The following is a 15,014-nucleotide window of genomic DNA, read 5'->3' as shown; positions in this document are numbered from 1 at the left end:
TGCGGCGTGCTTTCTTCCTGCGTCAGGCGGGTTCTCTCGGTCCTGTCTAGCGGTGCATCCTGTGCGTGAACAAAGCGACGCCCAATAACAGGAGTGCCTTTGGACGACGCGCTAACTGAGCGTTCAGTCGAGTTACTCGCATCAAAATAGTTTTTTAAAGAGAGACTGAGTGCGCGTTTTTTTCGGGGGATCCATGCTTGAAGGTCTGATAGACGACGACTTCTGGGCGCTTATTGAACCATTGATTCCTACGCGATCGTTGCCCGAGCGTCGCAGCGCCGGGCGTCCCCGAGCACCGGACCGTGCAGTATTTTCCGGCATTGTGTTTGTGCTGCGATCGGGTATCTCGTGGACCCTGCTTCGTAAGGAACTCGGCTACGGAGCCGGCCAAGTTTGCTGCCGGCGATTGGCCGAGTGGCAGGAGGAAGGAGTGTGGCCAAGTCTTCAAAGAGTGCTGGTGGACGAACTGCAGCGTCGCGGCAATGCTGATGCGGCAAAGGCGATTGTGGACAGTTTGTCGGTTCGTGCCGTGCTATCAGGAGACAAATCTGCAGGGACCTTACGAGCTGGCAAACTTGTAGGCAAAGCCAGCGCCGACAGAAAACGAGCGACATTCCGAGTTTGATTGGCGATTAAAGGGCCGACCTCTTTTCGTCATAGAGCCAGACTCGCATATCTCGATCTCTCGATCGTTGAGCCAAAAACGACTCTGAGTTTCGCGCGCAGGCGCGGGTGCTGGCAAGCAGGATAAAGTCACAGGATGATTAGCGCACCCTCCACGATCGATATGGAGAACAACTCAAAGCATGCAATCTTCTTTCATTGACGTTGTCATGAGGGTTTAGCGCTACGCCTTCAGCCGCGAAGCGGTGCGCCTTCGATTGCGCGTTGACGGCTCCGTCGGTTGCAATTACGAAGACGGTTTCCGAGCCGTCAGATACGCTATCCGGTCTGCGGTAACGAACTGCCGGGCCTCCACCCTTGGACGAAAGATTGTCTCGAACAATTCCCGCTCTTCAGTGGAGAAGCGTTCCGCGAGAATGCGACTGAGTGACGGTGCCCAGGGGTGAGGTGAACTGCCAAGAAATACCTCCCACGAATGCACAGTCGACGGGAGGACATTCACGTGAAACTCCATGTGGATGTCGGTGAACCCCACGTCCAGCGCGAAGCGAACCAAATCGCGTTCACTAAAATTTGTGATGGGATTGCTGGCAATTTTTTCTTCAGTGTCAGGAAACTGGGCACCTTTCCAACGGCTGAGAAGGGAAAAGAATCGATCTTCCAATCCCGGGGGCTGAGCGTCTACCAATTGTTTTAGCGAGGCAGCCTCAAACGCATCGTCGCGAAGGATGGGTTCGCCGATCGACAGTCGTCCTCCAGGCTTAAGAACACGGCGGCACTCACGAAGCGCTTGCACCTTGTCGGGCACGTAGGCAAGCACCGCGCGCGTGGTAACAGCGTCGATAGATGCGTCGTCCACGTCTTTTAGCGCAGAAGCTGAACATTCGATAAATCTACACTGGCTTTGAACGTTCCTTTGAATCGCCAGCGCTTCGGCATGACGCAGTAACGGCGCCGATATATCAGTGAGGATAACGCGAAGTGATGGGCCGATTGCGTCGACGGCCCTAAAAGCAATCAGCCCGTCGCCCGTCCCGATGTCAACTAGCGTCATCCCGGCAGAAAGCCGGGCACCGTCCAGAACTCGATCCGCGATTGGGTCAATCGCCGCGCGCAGAATCTGTTCTTGCCCGTGATCGTTACCGAAGCGCGTGTGCAAGAGCCATTCAGACCAGACATCCATTTGAGATTCGTTTGGCTCGGTGTTCATTTATGACAGGCACCTCAGGGCAGAAATAAGAAACGAAACCGCCGGCCATATGGGTGCGTTGAGCTTGGAGCAACACAATGGGCTCGAATCGGAAACCTCTGCGAAGCCAAACACGCAGTAAGCAAATAGACGATAAGGTCAGTCCCTTAGTTGACGCTTAGGAAGGGTCCGGATTCCCAGCCCGAGTTGCGGATTTCTGTCCATCGGGCAGGATGATTTCGGTGAGTCGATGCCGAGCGGCGGAGTCTACATCCGTGGTAGCGACAGTTTCGTCGCCACGACGAGACGCATGTCCTGCGATATGCATATGTCTATTTTCGCTGTATCGATAGAAAAACAAGATAGTTGCGCCAGCGCCCGCATGGGCGCTTTCATAGTGGCTATTTCAACGAGCCCGAAGGAGCAAAAATCGTGAGCACCGTATTGGATAAATCGGCAGTCAAGCTCGATCAGGCCCATCAGGATATTCACGTGCGTCGTTATAAACCGCGAATCGGTGCAATCGTTGAAAACATCGATCTAGGTCGTCCGCTAAGCGACGACAACCGGCGGACACTGAATCAGGCGCTGGTCGATCATGGCGTGCTGTTTATCCGCGAGCAGACACTCACGCCGGAGCAACATGTAGGCTTCGCGAAAATCTTCGGTAATCCGATTCGCAAGAACATCTATCTTCCGGCCGTGGCCGGATTCCCCGAAATTGAAGTGATCGCTCATAGCGACAAGACCCAATCGGGCGGCACCGACAACTGGCACGTCGATGTGTCCTGGCAGCATCAGCCGCCGAAAGCGACGGTCTTGCACGCGCAGGAAATTCCCGAGGGGGGCGGAGGTGACACCATCTGGACTTCATCGACCGGAGTCTACGATCTGCTGGATCCCGACCTCGCCCGTTACTTCGAGAAGCTCTATGCAGTGAACACGTTCTTCGCTTCGCCGAAGAAGCAGCATCTGTCTGATCTCTTGAGCGGATACGATTCGCCCGACGGAAAGTCCGAAACGGTTGAAGAGAGTCTTGCCCGCGTGCGTGACGCTGCCCAAAAATTCCCGCCGATCGAAGTGCCGGTCATCAAGACACACCCGCAGAATGGGCGCAAGCTGGTTTTCGTCAACGAAGGCCATACGAGCCATCTGTTGGGCGTTTCCAAAACGGCGAGCCAGAGCCTGCTTAACTACCTCTACGACCTGATCAAGACGCCCGAGGTGCAGGCGCGCTTCGAGTGGAAGGCCGGTGATGTTGCCATCTGGGACAACCGGCAGGTGCAACACTATGCTGCGCGCGACTATGGCTCGGCACGCCGTCGCATTCATCGCGTGACGCTTGAGCATGACGGTGTTTTTTGATGTGACGCTCGCTGGCCCACCCGATTGCTTCCCATAAACGATGAGCCTATGAGACCGATTGTTTTCCGCAGCGTGGTGAGTGCGGTGTTTGCCAGCCTTTCGTTGATAGCGGCGAGATGGTAGGCGCGAAGGCCGGCTTAGGATATCTGGTGAATTACTCGCAGTTCACGTTTGAGATCCCAAAGATGTATGCGGGCATCGTCACGCTCTCACTGTTGGGACTTGTCTTCAATCAGGGGCTCGTCCTGGTGGAACAGCGCCTGACCGCATGGAAGGGACAAGGTTGAAGGTGGACAAGCAAACACCCGTTTGCTTTTCCAAATACAAGATTTCAGATCAGAAGCGAGAGACGCAATGAGCAACATCGATTCAGGCAAACAAGTCGTGTCGAGTGCGGAAGGGGCAGGGCAGCATGAGGTGGACGTGCTGGTCATAGGGGGCGGTCCGGCGGGTGCATGGGCTGCGATCAGCGCCTCGGCCAAAGGCGCGAAGGTGTTGCTGGTAGACAAAGGTTTCTGCGGAACATCGGGTGCGACAGCACCCGCAGGCACGGCGCTATGGCACGTTCCGCCGGACGTTCAGTCGCGCGAGAAAGCCAAGGCGAGCCGGTTCGCACTCGGCGGTGAACTGGCCGAACACGCGTGGATGGATCGTGTGCTCGAGCAGACCTGGATCAATGCAGAACGTCTGGCGGAATGGGGCTATCCGTTTCCGGTCGATGCTAACGGGACCGAGCATCGCGACTCGCTGCAGGGCCCCGAATACATGCGGCTCATGCGCAAGCGGGTCAAACAATCCGGCGCTCGGATCCTCGATCACAGCCCTGCGCTCGAGTTGCTGACCGATGAACATGGCGTGGTCGCCGGTGCTGCCGGCGTGCACCGGCAGACGGGCGACACCTGGCTCGTGCGTTCGCAAGCGGTCGTGATTGCGACAGGCGGATGCGCGTTCCTCAGCCGCGCGCTCGGGTGCAACGTGCTCACGGGTGATGGCCAGTTGATGGCTGCCGAAGCAGGCGCGGAACTGTCCGGCATGGAGTTTTCGAACGCTTATGGACTGGGGCCCGCATTCTCCTCGGTGACGAAGTCGCTTTTCTACACCTGGGCAACTTTCTACTACGAGGATGGCTCCGTGATCGAGGGTGCAGGTTCGGCTCGCGGCAGGGGCATCATCGCTCATACCTTGCAGACGCAGCCGGTGTACGCCCGCCTCGATCGTGCCGACAGCGAGATTCGCCAATGGATGCGTACGGCCCAGCCCAATTTCTTCCTGCCGTTCGATCGTCAGGGTATCGATCCATTTGAACAACCCTTCCCCGTGACCTTGCGCCTCGAAGGCACCGTGCGCGGCACGGGTGGGCTGCATGTGGTCGATGAAAGCTGCGCGACGTCGGTCGAGGGTCTCTACGCTGCGGGCGATGCAGCCACCCGCGAATTGATTTGCGGCGGCTTCACGGGAGGCGGTAGCCACAATGCCGCCTGGGCGATGTCGTCGGGGTTCTGGGCGGGCGCGGGTGCGGCGGATCATTCGAGGGACGCCGGCGCCACGGCGCGGCGCGTCCTGACGCGCGCAGGCGGAGTTGGTCTGCACACGGATAGCGCAAGCGCCTCATACGATAGCGCCGAGGTTATCCGCGCCGTGCAGGCCGAGGTCTTTCCGTATGAACGCAACTGGACACGAAGTGCCGACCTGCTCGAAGACTCGTTGCAGCGCCTCGACAGCCTCTGGGCGAGGCTCAGACACTGCGCACCGGCGCGGACTGCCCAGGAGGCCGTGCGCGCCCGTGAGGCGGCCGCTATGCTGGCGACGTCGCGCTGGATGTATCGGAGCGCGCTGCAGCGCACCGAGACGCGCGGCATGCATCGCAGGCGCGAACATGGATCCCTCGATCCGCATCAACGCCACCGGCTGGTGAGCGGCGGGCTGGATGAGGTGTGGGTGCGGCGGCTTGCCGTGCCTTATCCGCAAGGTGAGGACGTCTCCATCGCGGCGGCCGCATGATCGAAATCGTCAGTGCCGCGCGCTGTACGGGATGCAATATCTGCGTCACAGCGTGCCCGACCAACGTGTTTGACGCGGTGCCGAACGCAATTCCGGTGATTGCCCGGCAGGACGATTGCCAGACCTGCTTCATGTGCGAATTGTATTGCCCCGAGGACGCGCTTTTTGTCGCGCCACTCGCCGACAGGGTCCGGTCGCAGGAAAGTGTTTTGGCCGATCCGGTGACATTGGGCGCTTATCGCAGCGCGGTTGGCTGGGCACGCGGTGAGCGGTCCACTGCGGATCAGGACGCGAGTTATGAACTGCTGATCCGGGCGCGCTGAATGCGTCGTAAGCAGGCAGACGTGCGGATCGATTTCCGTCGAGTAGTTGACAGTCGTGGCCGAAAACGGACCCGAGCGGGTAATCGTCGAGTTCGCTAGATTTTCCTACGCTGGTGTTACGGTTCATCGCCTCCCGCCAGTTCGCCCACCCCTGCTTCGAGCAGAAAATGCGTGATCGTTTCCTCGATCACCGACCTGGCGAGCCCCTGCACGATGAACACGAGCCGGGTTGTGTGATCGTCGTCGGGCCACGCTTCGAGCCGCAACGGCTCATGCAGCAACTGCTGCACGCCATGGAAGACCACAGGCCGCGATTCGCCGATGAAATTGCCGATCCCCTTAACCCGCAGGATGCGTTCGCCGTGATAGCCGAGCAGTACGGTCAGCGCAGTTTCGAATGCCTGCATCGGTAATGGTTGCGAGTAAGTCAGGCAGAAGCTGTCGATGTCCGGATGGGCCGTGCGTGACGCCGTCGCGCTTCGCATCAGCCGCTTGCGGGGCAAAGGCTCGGTGCGCAACCAGGGCCGCAAGGCACGCGGTGTCAGGATGTCGAGCAGCTGTTGCGCGTCAATCTCGCCGTTGCGCACAGGGATGCGTGGCGCACCCGGATTGAGCGCCTCAAGCGCGGCTTCGAGGTCGGCAAGCGCGGGTGCGTCGACCAGTTCAGCCTTGGTCAGCAACAGCCGGTCCGCGACTGCCGCCTGCTGGCGCGATTCCTCGTGCCGGGCGAGTTGCGCGACGCCATGTTTTGCATCGACGGTCGTCACGATGCCATCGAGTTGCAAACGACCTTCAAGCGCCGTGTCACCAAGCAGCAATGAGATCACCGGACCGGGTCGCGCAAGCCCCGTGGTCTCGATCAAAATCCGCTCGAAGGCGGGAATCTCGCCACGCGTGCGGCGCTCCAGCAGATCGGCCACGGTCGTAGCCAGTTCATCGCGCACGCCGCAACACAGGCAGCCGTTTTCCAGCATCGCGACGGTTTCGTCGCGCGAGGTGCTGATGAACAGATGATCGAGACCAATCGCGCCCAGTTCGTTGATCACCACCGCACAGCGGCCCAGCGCCGGTTGCGGCAGCAGGCGATTAAGCAACGTGGTCTTGCCCGAACCGAGAAAGCCCGTTAGCAAGGTCAGGGGAATGGCAGCGGATTGCATGGTGGCTTGTCCTGACACTCAGATAACCTGCAGGTCGTGACCGACAATGATCTCTCCGTCGAAATGCTTGCGCGCATCGGCGGCCCACATCTCGTCGGTGATCGCGGGATCGCCGCCCGGCACGAAATGACTCAACACCAGCGTCTTGACGCCAGCCGCCGCAGCGATCTTGCCGACCTGCTCCGTGGTGCTGTGGCTCTTCATGAGGTGATCGAGCAGCGTCGGCGCGTTGTCGACGCTCTTCATCAGTTTTTCAAGTGCGGGCAGGTACATCACTTCATGCACCAGTACGTCAGCGCCTTTCGCGAACTCGGCAAGCGGCGGGTAGTAAGCCGTGTCACCGGAGAACACAACGGTGCGGTCCTGGGTTTCGAAGCGGTAAGCGAATGCCGGCTTGATCGTGTAGTGGTCGACCAGCATCGAAGTGACACGCACGCGGTCATCTTCCATCACGAGACGCGGGCCGTCGAATTCGTGAATGTTGATCAGTGGCCGGAACGGCGGGCGGCCTTCTTCGCGCATTCGCACGTCGAGGTCGATCGCGTTCATGTCAACAAAATCGTCGATCATCTTTGTCATGCGCGGCGGGCCGTACAGGTTGACGGGCGTGTGCAGGCCGGTGGCCCAGGCGAGGAACACGAGGTTGCCGAGGTCGGCGTTGTGGTCCGAATGATGGTGGGTCAGGAAGATGTCACGGATGCCCGGCAGCTTGATGCCCGCTTTGGTCAACTGCAGCGCGACGCCGTTGCCGCAATCGACCACGTAGGGCTGACCGTCGACGATCAGCACGTTGGCCGGCGCCGCGCGCAGCTCAGACGGCGTCGGGCCGCCCTTGGTGCCGAGCAGGATCAGGTGTGTGCCCTTTGCCGAATGTCCCGCGGCGGTTGCAGTGGTTGCGGAGCTGGCGGGTGACTGCGCGCGGGCGTCTTGCATCCACGGCAGCGCTGCGGTGGTGCCTGCTGTAACGGCAATCCGCATGAAATCACGACGGGAGCGTCCGAACGGCTGATCACTCATGGGTCTGTTTCTCCTCATATTTTGGATGGAGTTCGCTCGAACGTTCTGCGTAACCGAGCTCAAAAACGATTGGATTTTAGTGATTTCATAACTATGCTGGGCATTTTCCGGGCGCACGCCGCTTTTGGAAAGAAACCATGTCGGCAGGTTGAGACGACTTAAGGCACTCGCCGCGGGTGTGGGTGCGGGTCCTGGTGCGACCAGCCGGATGATCAGGGCGTCCAGCGATAAACAATGACGCTGGTTGGACTGCTGACGCGTGACCAACGACATGCATTGCGGCGATTCGCGTCGCTGACTCGCATTAAGGCAGGATTATGGATCGATCTGTGACAACGCGGCTCTTCGCGGCATCCGGCTTCAGGGAACTCTGGATTGCCGGGGGCGTCGCAAACGCAATGCTTTGGCTCGAGGTGCTGGCCGCCGGCCTCTTCACATTTCAGGCGACCGGCTCCGGGCTTGCGGTAGCAATCGTCTCGGCAGCGCGAAGTTTTCCGCTGCTGTTGACGGGTGCGTTCATTGGCGTGTTATCGGAGGCGGTGAATCGCAAGCGCATCGTAGTCGGCGGGCTGGTCCTGACAGGAATGACTTCCGTCCTGGTCAGTGCACTCGGCCTGTGCGGTGTCCTCCAACCATGGCATCTGGGCATCGCCGGTCTCATCAGCGGACTCGTGTACGCGACAGAAATGCCGGCGCGACGGAGAATGATTTCGGAATGCGCAGGCGATGAGGCACGGCCGCGCGCGGTTGCAGTGGACAGCATGACGAACTATGCGACGCGATGCGCAGGGCCAATATTGGGCGGGGTCGCGTATCAAAGCTTGGGCCTGCCAGGCGCATTTCTTATATCCGCCGTCTGTAGTTTAGGTGCTTCCGTTGTCGTCTCGCGGGTCCCCTCGCTCCAGCCAACGATCCAGCGGTTGAAGATGCGGCGCGCACTGACAGATCTTCTGGACGCCATCGCTTTCGCCCGCGCAAGTCGAACCCTTGCGATCCTCCTCGGGATCACGGTCGTCACCAACCTTTTTGGATACAGCTACGGCGCACTCGTAACGCCTCTTGGTTTGCAGGTGTTCCACGTGTCGTCAGCGATGGTTGGGGTGCTGGCCTCCGCAGAGCCCGCGGGATCCCTCGTCGCGGGCTTGGTGATCGCTGTTCGGACACCGCGCGGACGCCCCACTTTTTGGCTCGCTGCCGGCGCCGCCGGCTTTTTTCTGGCGCTGGGTCTCGCGTCGTTCGTTGGGCGGTCGGAGCATCCGTTCGTGCCCGTGCTGGGTGTACTGTTCGTCGGGGGATTCGGTAGTGCGCTCTATAACATCTTCCAGACGACAATCGTCATTGACGCAGCGCCCGAACGCTTGCGCAGTCGCATGATGGGATTGGTCACCGTCTGCATTGGGACTTGGCCGCTTGGAACGGTGATCGCCGGCGCGCTGTCTCGCCCATTAGGGCCTTTAGGTGCGCTTGGCGCTCTAGGAGGATGTGGTCTGATTAGCCTCGGCTTGATTGCGGCGATAGTGCGTCGTCGTTAGACAGGTTCCAGACAGGTCTCGCCCATCGGCATCCGACAGAGATTCATCGGTCAAAAGACGACGGCATCGACCGGGGAAGAAGATCAGCCGGCAAGCGCACTGGTTGCCCTGATTTGAACCCTGTTGCGCAAGAGCGAACGAATGAACAACGACGGGCTATGAAAACGTCAAGCTGCCGGGTCTACGCTGCCACCAGCAAGAATCGCAAGAAGCCGTCCCAAATCGACCGGCTTGGTGAAATGAAAATCGCATCCTGCCAGCTCGGCATCTTGCTTGTCTTGCTTCTGGCCCCAGCCGGTCAGCGCAATCACCAGGGCCGATTTTCCCGATTGACTTTGCCGGACAGCCTGCGCAACCTCATATCCAGTCATGTCCGGAAGCCCGATGTCCAGGATGATCGCCTCCGCGGCAAACTCATCAGCTATGCGTACCCCCGTCTTTCCATCCGAGGCTGTACGAGCGTCGTAGCCCTCCGCTTGCAGCAACATTGCCAGACTCTCGGCCGCATCCTCGTTGTCATCGACGATCAACACGCGATGCCGCGTCGCGTTGCGAGCCGGTGGATCGGGTACATGAGATGCCGCTGTTGCGTTTGGCTCGTTCGAAAGGGGTAAGCGAACGATAAACTCGCTGCCCAAACCAGCGCCCCCGCTATGGGCCGACACTGACCCACCGTGCAACTCTGTCAGGGTGCGAACCAGGGATAGGCCGATTCCGAGTCCTCCTTGAGAGCGCTCAAGACCCGCGCCAAGCTGCGAAAACATCTCGAACAACGAAGGCAAGTGTTCGGTTGCGATGCCGATGCCATTGTCGCGGACCGAGATCACGGCCTGCTCTCCCTCACGGCGGCCTGTTAGCCAAATAGCCCCGCCGTCGGGGGTGTACTTCGCGGCATTGTTCAGCAGGTTCTGAACGATCTGGGAAAAGCGTGTTGGATCCGCGTTGATGAAAACGGGCTGGTGGGGCAGTTCTACTGTCAACGTGTGGGACGCAGCGGCGACAATCGATTGACACGCCTCGGCCGCGTATTTCAAGGCGGTAGCCAGATCGAGGCTTTCCCTGCGCAGCGTAATTTTTCCCTCCGAAATCCGGGATACCTCCAGCAGGCCGTCGACCAAATGCGTCATCTGGACCATTTGACGATCGAGTACGTCACGAGCCCACAGTAGTTGCGGGTCTGCGAAATTCTTGAGGCGTAATAGATCGACCACGTTTCGCATAGGGGCGAGAGGGTTTCTAAGCTCGTGCGCGAGGGTAGCCATGAAGGCGTCCTTACGTCGATCGGCCTCACGCAATGCCTCCTCGGCCACTCGTTTTTCCTCGAGTGCGACTTCCGCTTTTTCGCGGGCCCGAAGCAATTCACGCTCGTACTGGTGCCGGTCAATGACCACTAGCACTGCGAATTCGTTGTACTCAACGTCACCGTGCCGACGTCGGGCGGCATTGATCAACATCGGCACTTTTTGCCCGTCCCGATGAATCATATCCACCTTCACTTCCGCCACTGACCGCTGCATCTGCAGCAGTGGCGCCCAATGTGTCTGGTGGAAAACCTTGCCGCCGATCGTCAGCAGATCCTGGATCCGGCGCTTTTCCAGTAGCTCTTGCGCCTGATATCCAACCCACCCGCAAAACGTCGAATTGACCCGCACGATCATGCCGTCAACAGTGGTCGCAAGCAGACCGCATGGCGCTCTCTCGAAAGCCTCATCTATCGAAGAAAGCGGCCTCTGTTCGCTATCCATGGTCGGTGAGACCCAGTTGGCGCAGGAATGCTTTGGTCGCGTCGACGCTGGCGCAGGGCGCGCTCAGGTGCGGGCAATGTCCGACGTTATCCACAACGCTGAGCGTGCTGCCTGGTATGTGGGCCAACATGTACTCACCGACGCCGAGCGGCGCCAGCAAGTCGTCGCTCGATTGCAAGATCAGCGTGGGCGTGGTGACTCGCGCCAGGTCGGCGCGATGGTCCGCAAGAAAAGTGACTCTTGCGAAGTGCTTGGCGATCTCGGGATCCGTGCGGCAAAAGCTGTTGGTCAGCTCCACGCTAAGCTCGGGTTGATCCGGCGACCCCATGATGACAGGCGCCATGGTGCTCGACCATCCGAGGTAATTGCTTTCCAGAGTTTCGAGCAGGCCATCTATGTCGCTGCGAGTGAATCCGCCAACATACTCGCCATCATTGATGAACGAGGGCGAAGGTCCGACCATGACGTTGGCGACGAAACGCTCCGGGGCTTCAATCGCCGCGAGCATACCGATCATCGCACTGACAGAATGGCCCACATAAATGACCGGTCCACTCGCAAACTCATCCAGGATCTCGAGCAAGTCCGCAGCATATCCGTGCAGCGATCCATACTTGGCGTAGTCATAGGCGGAAAGGTCCGACTGGCCGCTTCCGACCAGGTCGAACAGAACGGTTTTGTGCCGGTTGGCAAAGTCCGGGTGCAGATACCGCCACATGGTCTGATCACAGCCGAACCCATGGGCAAAAACGATCGTCGGGGAACCCGCGCCGCTAGAGTGAACATTGTTCCGTTCTTGAATGCTCATGATTCAGATCCCGTATGATTTACCGAACGTCGCTTTATAGATATCTATTTTGCCAGCACCCATGCATGAGGTTCGCCTTTGCCATCCCGCCTCAAAATTCGCAGGTCGTCGTCATCGCTCACCTGATGTCTATAAGGTCGCGAAACGCGACGCGGCGATGGCGGGCAACGCATCGCTGTCTTGTCAATTTTTTGGCAGACATACGGTGAACGTGGTGCCGTCAGTCTCGTCCGATTCCACCGAGATGGAGCCGCCATGCGCCAGCGCCGTCTCACGGGCTACGTATAGGCCTAAACCGAGGCTTGTCCTTGGACGCGGGTCATCGTCTCCTGCCGCCGACAGTTGGACAAGCGGCTGAAAAATGGATTGCAAAGAATCTTCGGGAATGGCTAATCCGTGGTTTCTGACTTTAACCACTACGGTATCTACGTAGCCAGTGACGTTCATTTCGACCGATCGACCTTTCTCGCCGTATTGAGCCGCGTTCTTCAAAAGATTAGTAAGTAGCTGGGTTACGCGAACGCTGTCAAACGAGCCAGTCAGTGAACCGCTTGTCGTTAGTTCGAAGCGGGTAGCCGGATGCAAGGCGCTGGCGTCGTCGGCGGCCAATTGACACGCGCTCTGAAGGTCGACAGCTTCAAAAATAGTCGGTATGCCTACCCCGAGCTTCGTGCGGGTGAAGCCAATAAGGTCGTCCACCATGCTACTCATCAATCTGGCGCTGCGCCCTATGCGTGCTCCTATATCCGGAATCTTTGCGATCTGGAGCTGCGGTCGGGCGAGCAACTCGCCCGACGTCGTGATCGTCGCGAGCGGCGCTCGCAGGTCGTGCCCCAGGATAGCGAGAAACAGTTCGCGCGTTTGGTCGGCGCTTTCGCTGTACGCTGCAATAGATTCGGAAAGCGCTTGATCAATCGCCTCATTAAAGCGGATCATCGAATTGACAGTCGAGGGCGACATCGTCTCCACTTGCGGCAGCCAGAGGCGCAGCACCGTCGCTCTCAACGCGCGGAATTCGGCGCTGAGTTGCATCAACGAGAAATTGTTTTCTTGCCGCAGCGCACCGTGAATCGATGCCGCCGTGCTGTCCACGTCCGGGTCGAGGGCGAGTCCTTGTGATTTTTCAATCTGATCTTGCGAGCTTTGATAGGTGCCAATGTCAACGGCGATCGCATGCAAGATTTGCTTCGCGTGGTCCCTGAGTGCGTGGTGTGACATTTCTCCCGACGGAGCGATGGACCGCGCGAATGCATCCCACTCGGCCAAAATGGCTTCCATGTCTTCCTGGATAAAACGATGCAGCTCCATCTCAGCTCCCGGAATACTAGGTGTCATCGACGCTAAACCAGCGATAGTCGACATTGTAGACATGCGCGTCACATCCGCCGAGCTTCCTTCCAGTCCGAAAAAATTACTGAAGCAATTATGGCTCGACTTCTGCCGCGTCTGACCTCCTGATGTTAAGCAGGTGGCCCAGGTATTGCGTGAGGAAGAGGTTGCGCTGAGGAACCGATATTCTCCAGCGCCCTAAAAAGCAACTATGTGACGACCATGCTATCCGCAGTCCGGCTTTCCATCGAGAAATCGCTGAAGTGATTGCAACGTGGGTGTGTCACAGGCGAGCCAAACAAACACCGAACGCCGCGTGGGGTTGCGTATGAGCGACAAAGTTTCGCTTTGGAACATTCTGCTGTTAACTCCCACCTCCTACTGCGACTGCGGCTGCGATGAAACCGGGCGCCGAATGTTTGCGGAGATTGATGGGGTCCGCTTGATTTGTAAATGCCCACAATCGTGGGCAGGTGCGCCTTATTTGCCAGCTAGGAAAGCGGGAGCATCCTGTGGTGCGGCTCATGTTTAAAGGAAAAGACGGAAACGGGGCTCGCTCAAAGCCACCGAACCAGGTGAGTGAAATCACTTTCCCGGCCAACCTGCCTGTTCAACAGTTGCGCCTGCAAATGAGCGCGCTCGTCGAGGAGCTAACGGCACTGCGTGAAGCAGCCAAGGGAAAAAATGCTCTCGAAGAGTTGGTTCTCCAACTACGCGATGCGAATCAAAACCTGGTGTTAGCGGCGCTCAACGCTCAATCTATGCAAGACGAAGCGGAGGCGATGAATCGGAAACAGCAGGAATATCTATCAATGTTGGCGCACGAACTGCGCAATCCATTGGGACCGATCACTACTGCGTCGACGATGCTTGAGAAAATTGCAGGCGCGTCGCCTCAACTGCTCAAGCTTCAGCAAATCATCAGTCGTCAGGCCGCCCACATGGCTCGGTTACTTGATGATCTTCTAGACGCAGCACGGATAAATAGCGGCAAAGTGGCGCTACTTGTTCAACCGGTCTCGCTCGTCGAAGTCTTCGACCGGGCGGTAGAAACCGTTCAGCCGTATTTAAGCGAGCATAACCAGACATTGAAGCTTTGCGTCCCGCTCGATCCTATTGTGGTTAATGGCGACGTCGTGCGCCTGGCACAAATCTTTTCGAACCTTTTGATCAACGCATCCCGATTTACACCGGATTGCAAAGAGATTTGGCTCTCGGCAACGGTTGTGGGTGGCAAGGTCGTGGTGACGGTCCGAGATAACGGAGTGGGAATTCCAGCTGAACTTCTGCCTTCGATTTTCGAGCTGTTCACCCAGGGCCCACGGCTTTTGGCCCGATCAGAAGGCGGGCTGGGTATCGGACTCAATATTGTGCGCAATCTCGTCCACGCACACGAAGGTACGGTCGAAGCCCGCAGCGACGGATTAAATCTCGGCAGTACTTTTACCGTGACCCTGCCGGCCTGCGACCACGCGCAGCCGCTCAGCCGTGTCGAGCCAGAACAAGCTTCGTTATCGAGAAATCGACGCGTCCTGTTGGTCGAAGACAACCAGGATGCCAGAGAGGCGCTGAGCACGTTCCTTGAGCTTGAAGGACACACGGTAAGCGTCGCGAGCGACGGGGAGACCGGCTTTTTGATGGCCATGAATAACGCCTACGACATGCTGATTTGCGACATCGGCTTGCCGGGAATGGACGGAATCGAACTCATGCAACGGCTTCGCAATGAAGGGCGACAAAAAATGCCGTTTGCGATCGCATTGTCGGGATATGGAGACGCCCTCATCCGGACCCGGGCGAAGGACGCCGGCTTTGATCGCTACCTGGTCAAACCAGCCGACGCAAATGCATTGTTACGCCTGTTGGCTGAACCGAATGCGTCGGTCATCACGGAAGGGCGAGCGCAAGAGTGATGACGAAGCAA

At 58.5% G+C, this 15,014-nt stretch carries 13 protein-coding genes; 7 read left to right on the top strand and 6 right to left on the bottom strand.

Annotated elements, in window-relative coordinates; genetic code table 11:
* Positions 1–193: 193 nt before the first annotated feature.
* Positions 194–625, top strand: coding sequence for a transposase (locus FH08_RS50905; RefSeq protein WP_075583429.1), 432 nt, complete (start codon positions 194–196; stop codon positions 623–625).
* Positions 626–910: 285 nt separating this feature from the next.
* Here FH08_RS50905 and FH08_RS0137365 read toward each other — a convergent pair whose 3' ends face one another.
* Positions 911–1,834, bottom strand: a complete 924-nt coding sequence (locus FH08_RS0137365; protein WP_081889694.1) for a class I SAM-dependent methyltransferase — start codon at positions 1,832–1,834, stop codon at positions 911–913.
* Positions 1,835–2,245: 411 nt separating this feature from the next.
* On the opposite strand from FH08_RS0137365, the gene FH08_RS0137360 reads away from it, so the two are divergent.
* The 4 genes from FH08_RS0137360 to FH08_RS0137345 all read left to right on the top strand — a co-directional run bounded on the left by FH08_RS0137360 (position 2,246) and on the right by FH08_RS0137345 (position 5,502).
* Complete coding sequence (locus FH08_RS0137360; protein WP_031363233.1) at positions 2,246–3,178, top strand: TauD/TfdA dioxygenase family protein; 933 nt, start codon at positions 2,246–2,248, stop codon at positions 3,176–3,178.
* A 149-nt stretch (positions 3,179–3,327) separates the two neighbouring features.
* A complete protein-coding gene (locus tag FH08_RS50900; protein WP_235210625.1) occupies positions 3,328–3,465 on the top strand; it encodes a hypothetical protein in 138 nt (45 codons plus the stop codon).
* Between the two features lie 67 nt (positions 3,466–3,532).
* Complete coding sequence (locus tag FH08_RS0137350; protein ID WP_031363232.1) at positions 3,533–5,179, top strand: FAD-dependent oxidoreductase; 1,647 nt, start codon at positions 3,533–3,535, stop codon at positions 5,177–5,179.
* A complete protein-coding gene (locus FH08_RS0137345) occupies positions 5,176–5,502 on the top strand; it encodes a 4Fe-4S dicluster domain-containing protein (protein WP_031363231.1) in 327 nt (108 codons plus the stop codon). Before FH08_RS0137350 ends, FH08_RS0137345 begins: the two co-directional genes overlap by 4 nt.
* Before the next feature lie 116 nt (positions 5,503–5,618).
* Here the strand turns inward: FH08_RS0137345 and FH08_RS0137340 are convergent, their stop codons facing one another.
* A complete protein-coding gene (locus tag FH08_RS0137340) occupies positions 5,619–6,659 on the bottom strand; it encodes a CobW family GTP-binding protein (protein ID WP_035568332.1) in 1,041 nt (346 codons plus the stop codon).
* Positions 6,660–6,677: 18 nt separating this feature from the next.
* On the bottom strand, positions 6,678–7,637 hold the full coding sequence (locus FH08_RS0137335; protein ID WP_152603025.1) for an MBL fold metallo-hydrolase: 960 nt from the start codon (positions 7,635–7,637) through the stop codon (positions 6,678–6,680).
* 368 nt (positions 7,638–8,005) lie between these two features.
* Here FH08_RS0137335 and FH08_RS0137325 point away from each other — a divergent pair, with 368 nt between their 5' ends.
* Positions 8,006–9,208: an MFS transporter gene (locus tag FH08_RS0137325; RefSeq protein ID WP_160172544.1), complete on the top strand. Its 1,203-nt coding sequence runs from the start codon at positions 8,006–8,008 to the stop codon at positions 9,206–9,208.
* 167 nt (positions 9,209–9,375) lie between these two features.
* On the opposite strand, the gene FH08_RS0137320 is transcribed toward FH08_RS0137325, so the two are convergent.
* From FH08_RS0137320 to FH08_RS0137310, 3 genes are all read right to left on the bottom strand, one after another.
* Positions 9,376–10,953, bottom strand: a complete 1,578-nt coding sequence (locus FH08_RS0137320; protein WP_031363227.1) for an ATP-binding protein — start codon at positions 10,951–10,953, stop codon at positions 9,376–9,378.
* Complete coding sequence (locus FH08_RS0137315; protein WP_031363226.1) at positions 10,946–11,761, bottom strand: alpha/beta fold hydrolase; 816 nt, start codon at positions 11,759–11,761, stop codon at positions 10,946–10,948. Before FH08_RS0137315 ends, FH08_RS0137320 begins: the two co-directional genes overlap by 8 nt.
* Before the next feature lie 183 nt (positions 11,762–11,944).
* Positions 11,945–13,123, bottom strand: a complete 1,179-nt coding sequence (locus FH08_RS0137310; protein WP_235210623.1) for a sensor histidine kinase — start codon at positions 13,121–13,123, stop codon at positions 11,945–11,947.
* Between the two features lie 491 nt (positions 13,124–13,614).
* On the opposite strand from FH08_RS0137310, the gene FH08_RS0137305 reads away from it, so the two are divergent.
* Entirely contained in the window at positions 13,615–15,003 is a 1,389-nt protein-coding gene (locus FH08_RS0137305; protein WP_051888816.1) for a hybrid sensor histidine kinase/response regulator, read from the top strand.
* Positions 15,004–15,014 lie beyond the last annotated feature (11 nt).

Source organism: Caballeronia sordidicola (genome assembly GCF_000729995.1).
GTDB classification, from domain to species: Bacteria; Pseudomonadota; Gammaproteobacteria; order Burkholderiales; family Burkholderiaceae; genus Caballeronia; species Caballeronia sordidicola_A.
Note: the sequence above shows the minus strand (reverse complement) of the source record. Positions and strands in the feature narration are given on the sequence as shown.

Coding starts and splice junctions, on each gene's coding strand:
- FH08_RS50905 (WP_075583429.1), top strand. CDS start 194: ATGCTTGAAGGTCTGATAGACGACGACTTCTGGGCGCTTATTGAACCA.
- FH08_RS0137365 (WP_081889694.1), bottom strand. CDS start 1,834: ATGAACACCGAGCCAAACGAATCTCAAATGGATGTCTGGTCTGAATGG.
- FH08_RS0137350 (WP_031363232.1), top strand. CDS start 3,533: ATGAGCAACATCGATTCAGGCAAACAAGTCGTGTCGAGTGCGGAAGGG.
- FH08_RS0137345 (WP_031363231.1), top strand. CDS start 5,176: ATGATCGAAATCGTCAGTGCCGCGCGCTGTACGGGATGCAATATCTGC.
- FH08_RS0137340 (WP_035568332.1), bottom strand. CDS start 6,659: ATGCAATCCGCTGCCATTCCCCTGACCTTGCTAACGGGCTTTCTCGGT.
- FH08_RS0137335 (WP_152603025.1), bottom strand. CDS start 7,637: ATGCGGATTGCCGTTACAGCAGGCACCACCGCAGCGCTGCCGTGGATG.
- FH08_RS0137320 (WP_031363227.1), bottom strand. CDS start 10,953: ATGGATAGCGAACAGAGGCCGCTTTCTTCGATAGATGAGGCTTTCGAG.
- FH08_RS0137315 (WP_031363226.1), bottom strand. CDS start 11,761: ATGAGCATTCAAGAACGGAACAATGTTCACTCTAGCGGCGCGGGTTCC.
- FH08_RS0137310 (WP_235210623.1), bottom strand. CDS start 13,123: ATGTCGACTATCGCTGGTTTAGCGTCGATGACACCTAGTATTCCGGGA.
- FH08_RS0137305 (WP_051888816.1), top strand. CDS start 13,615: ATGTTTAAAGGAAAAGACGGAAACGGGGCTCGCTCAAAGCCACCGAAC.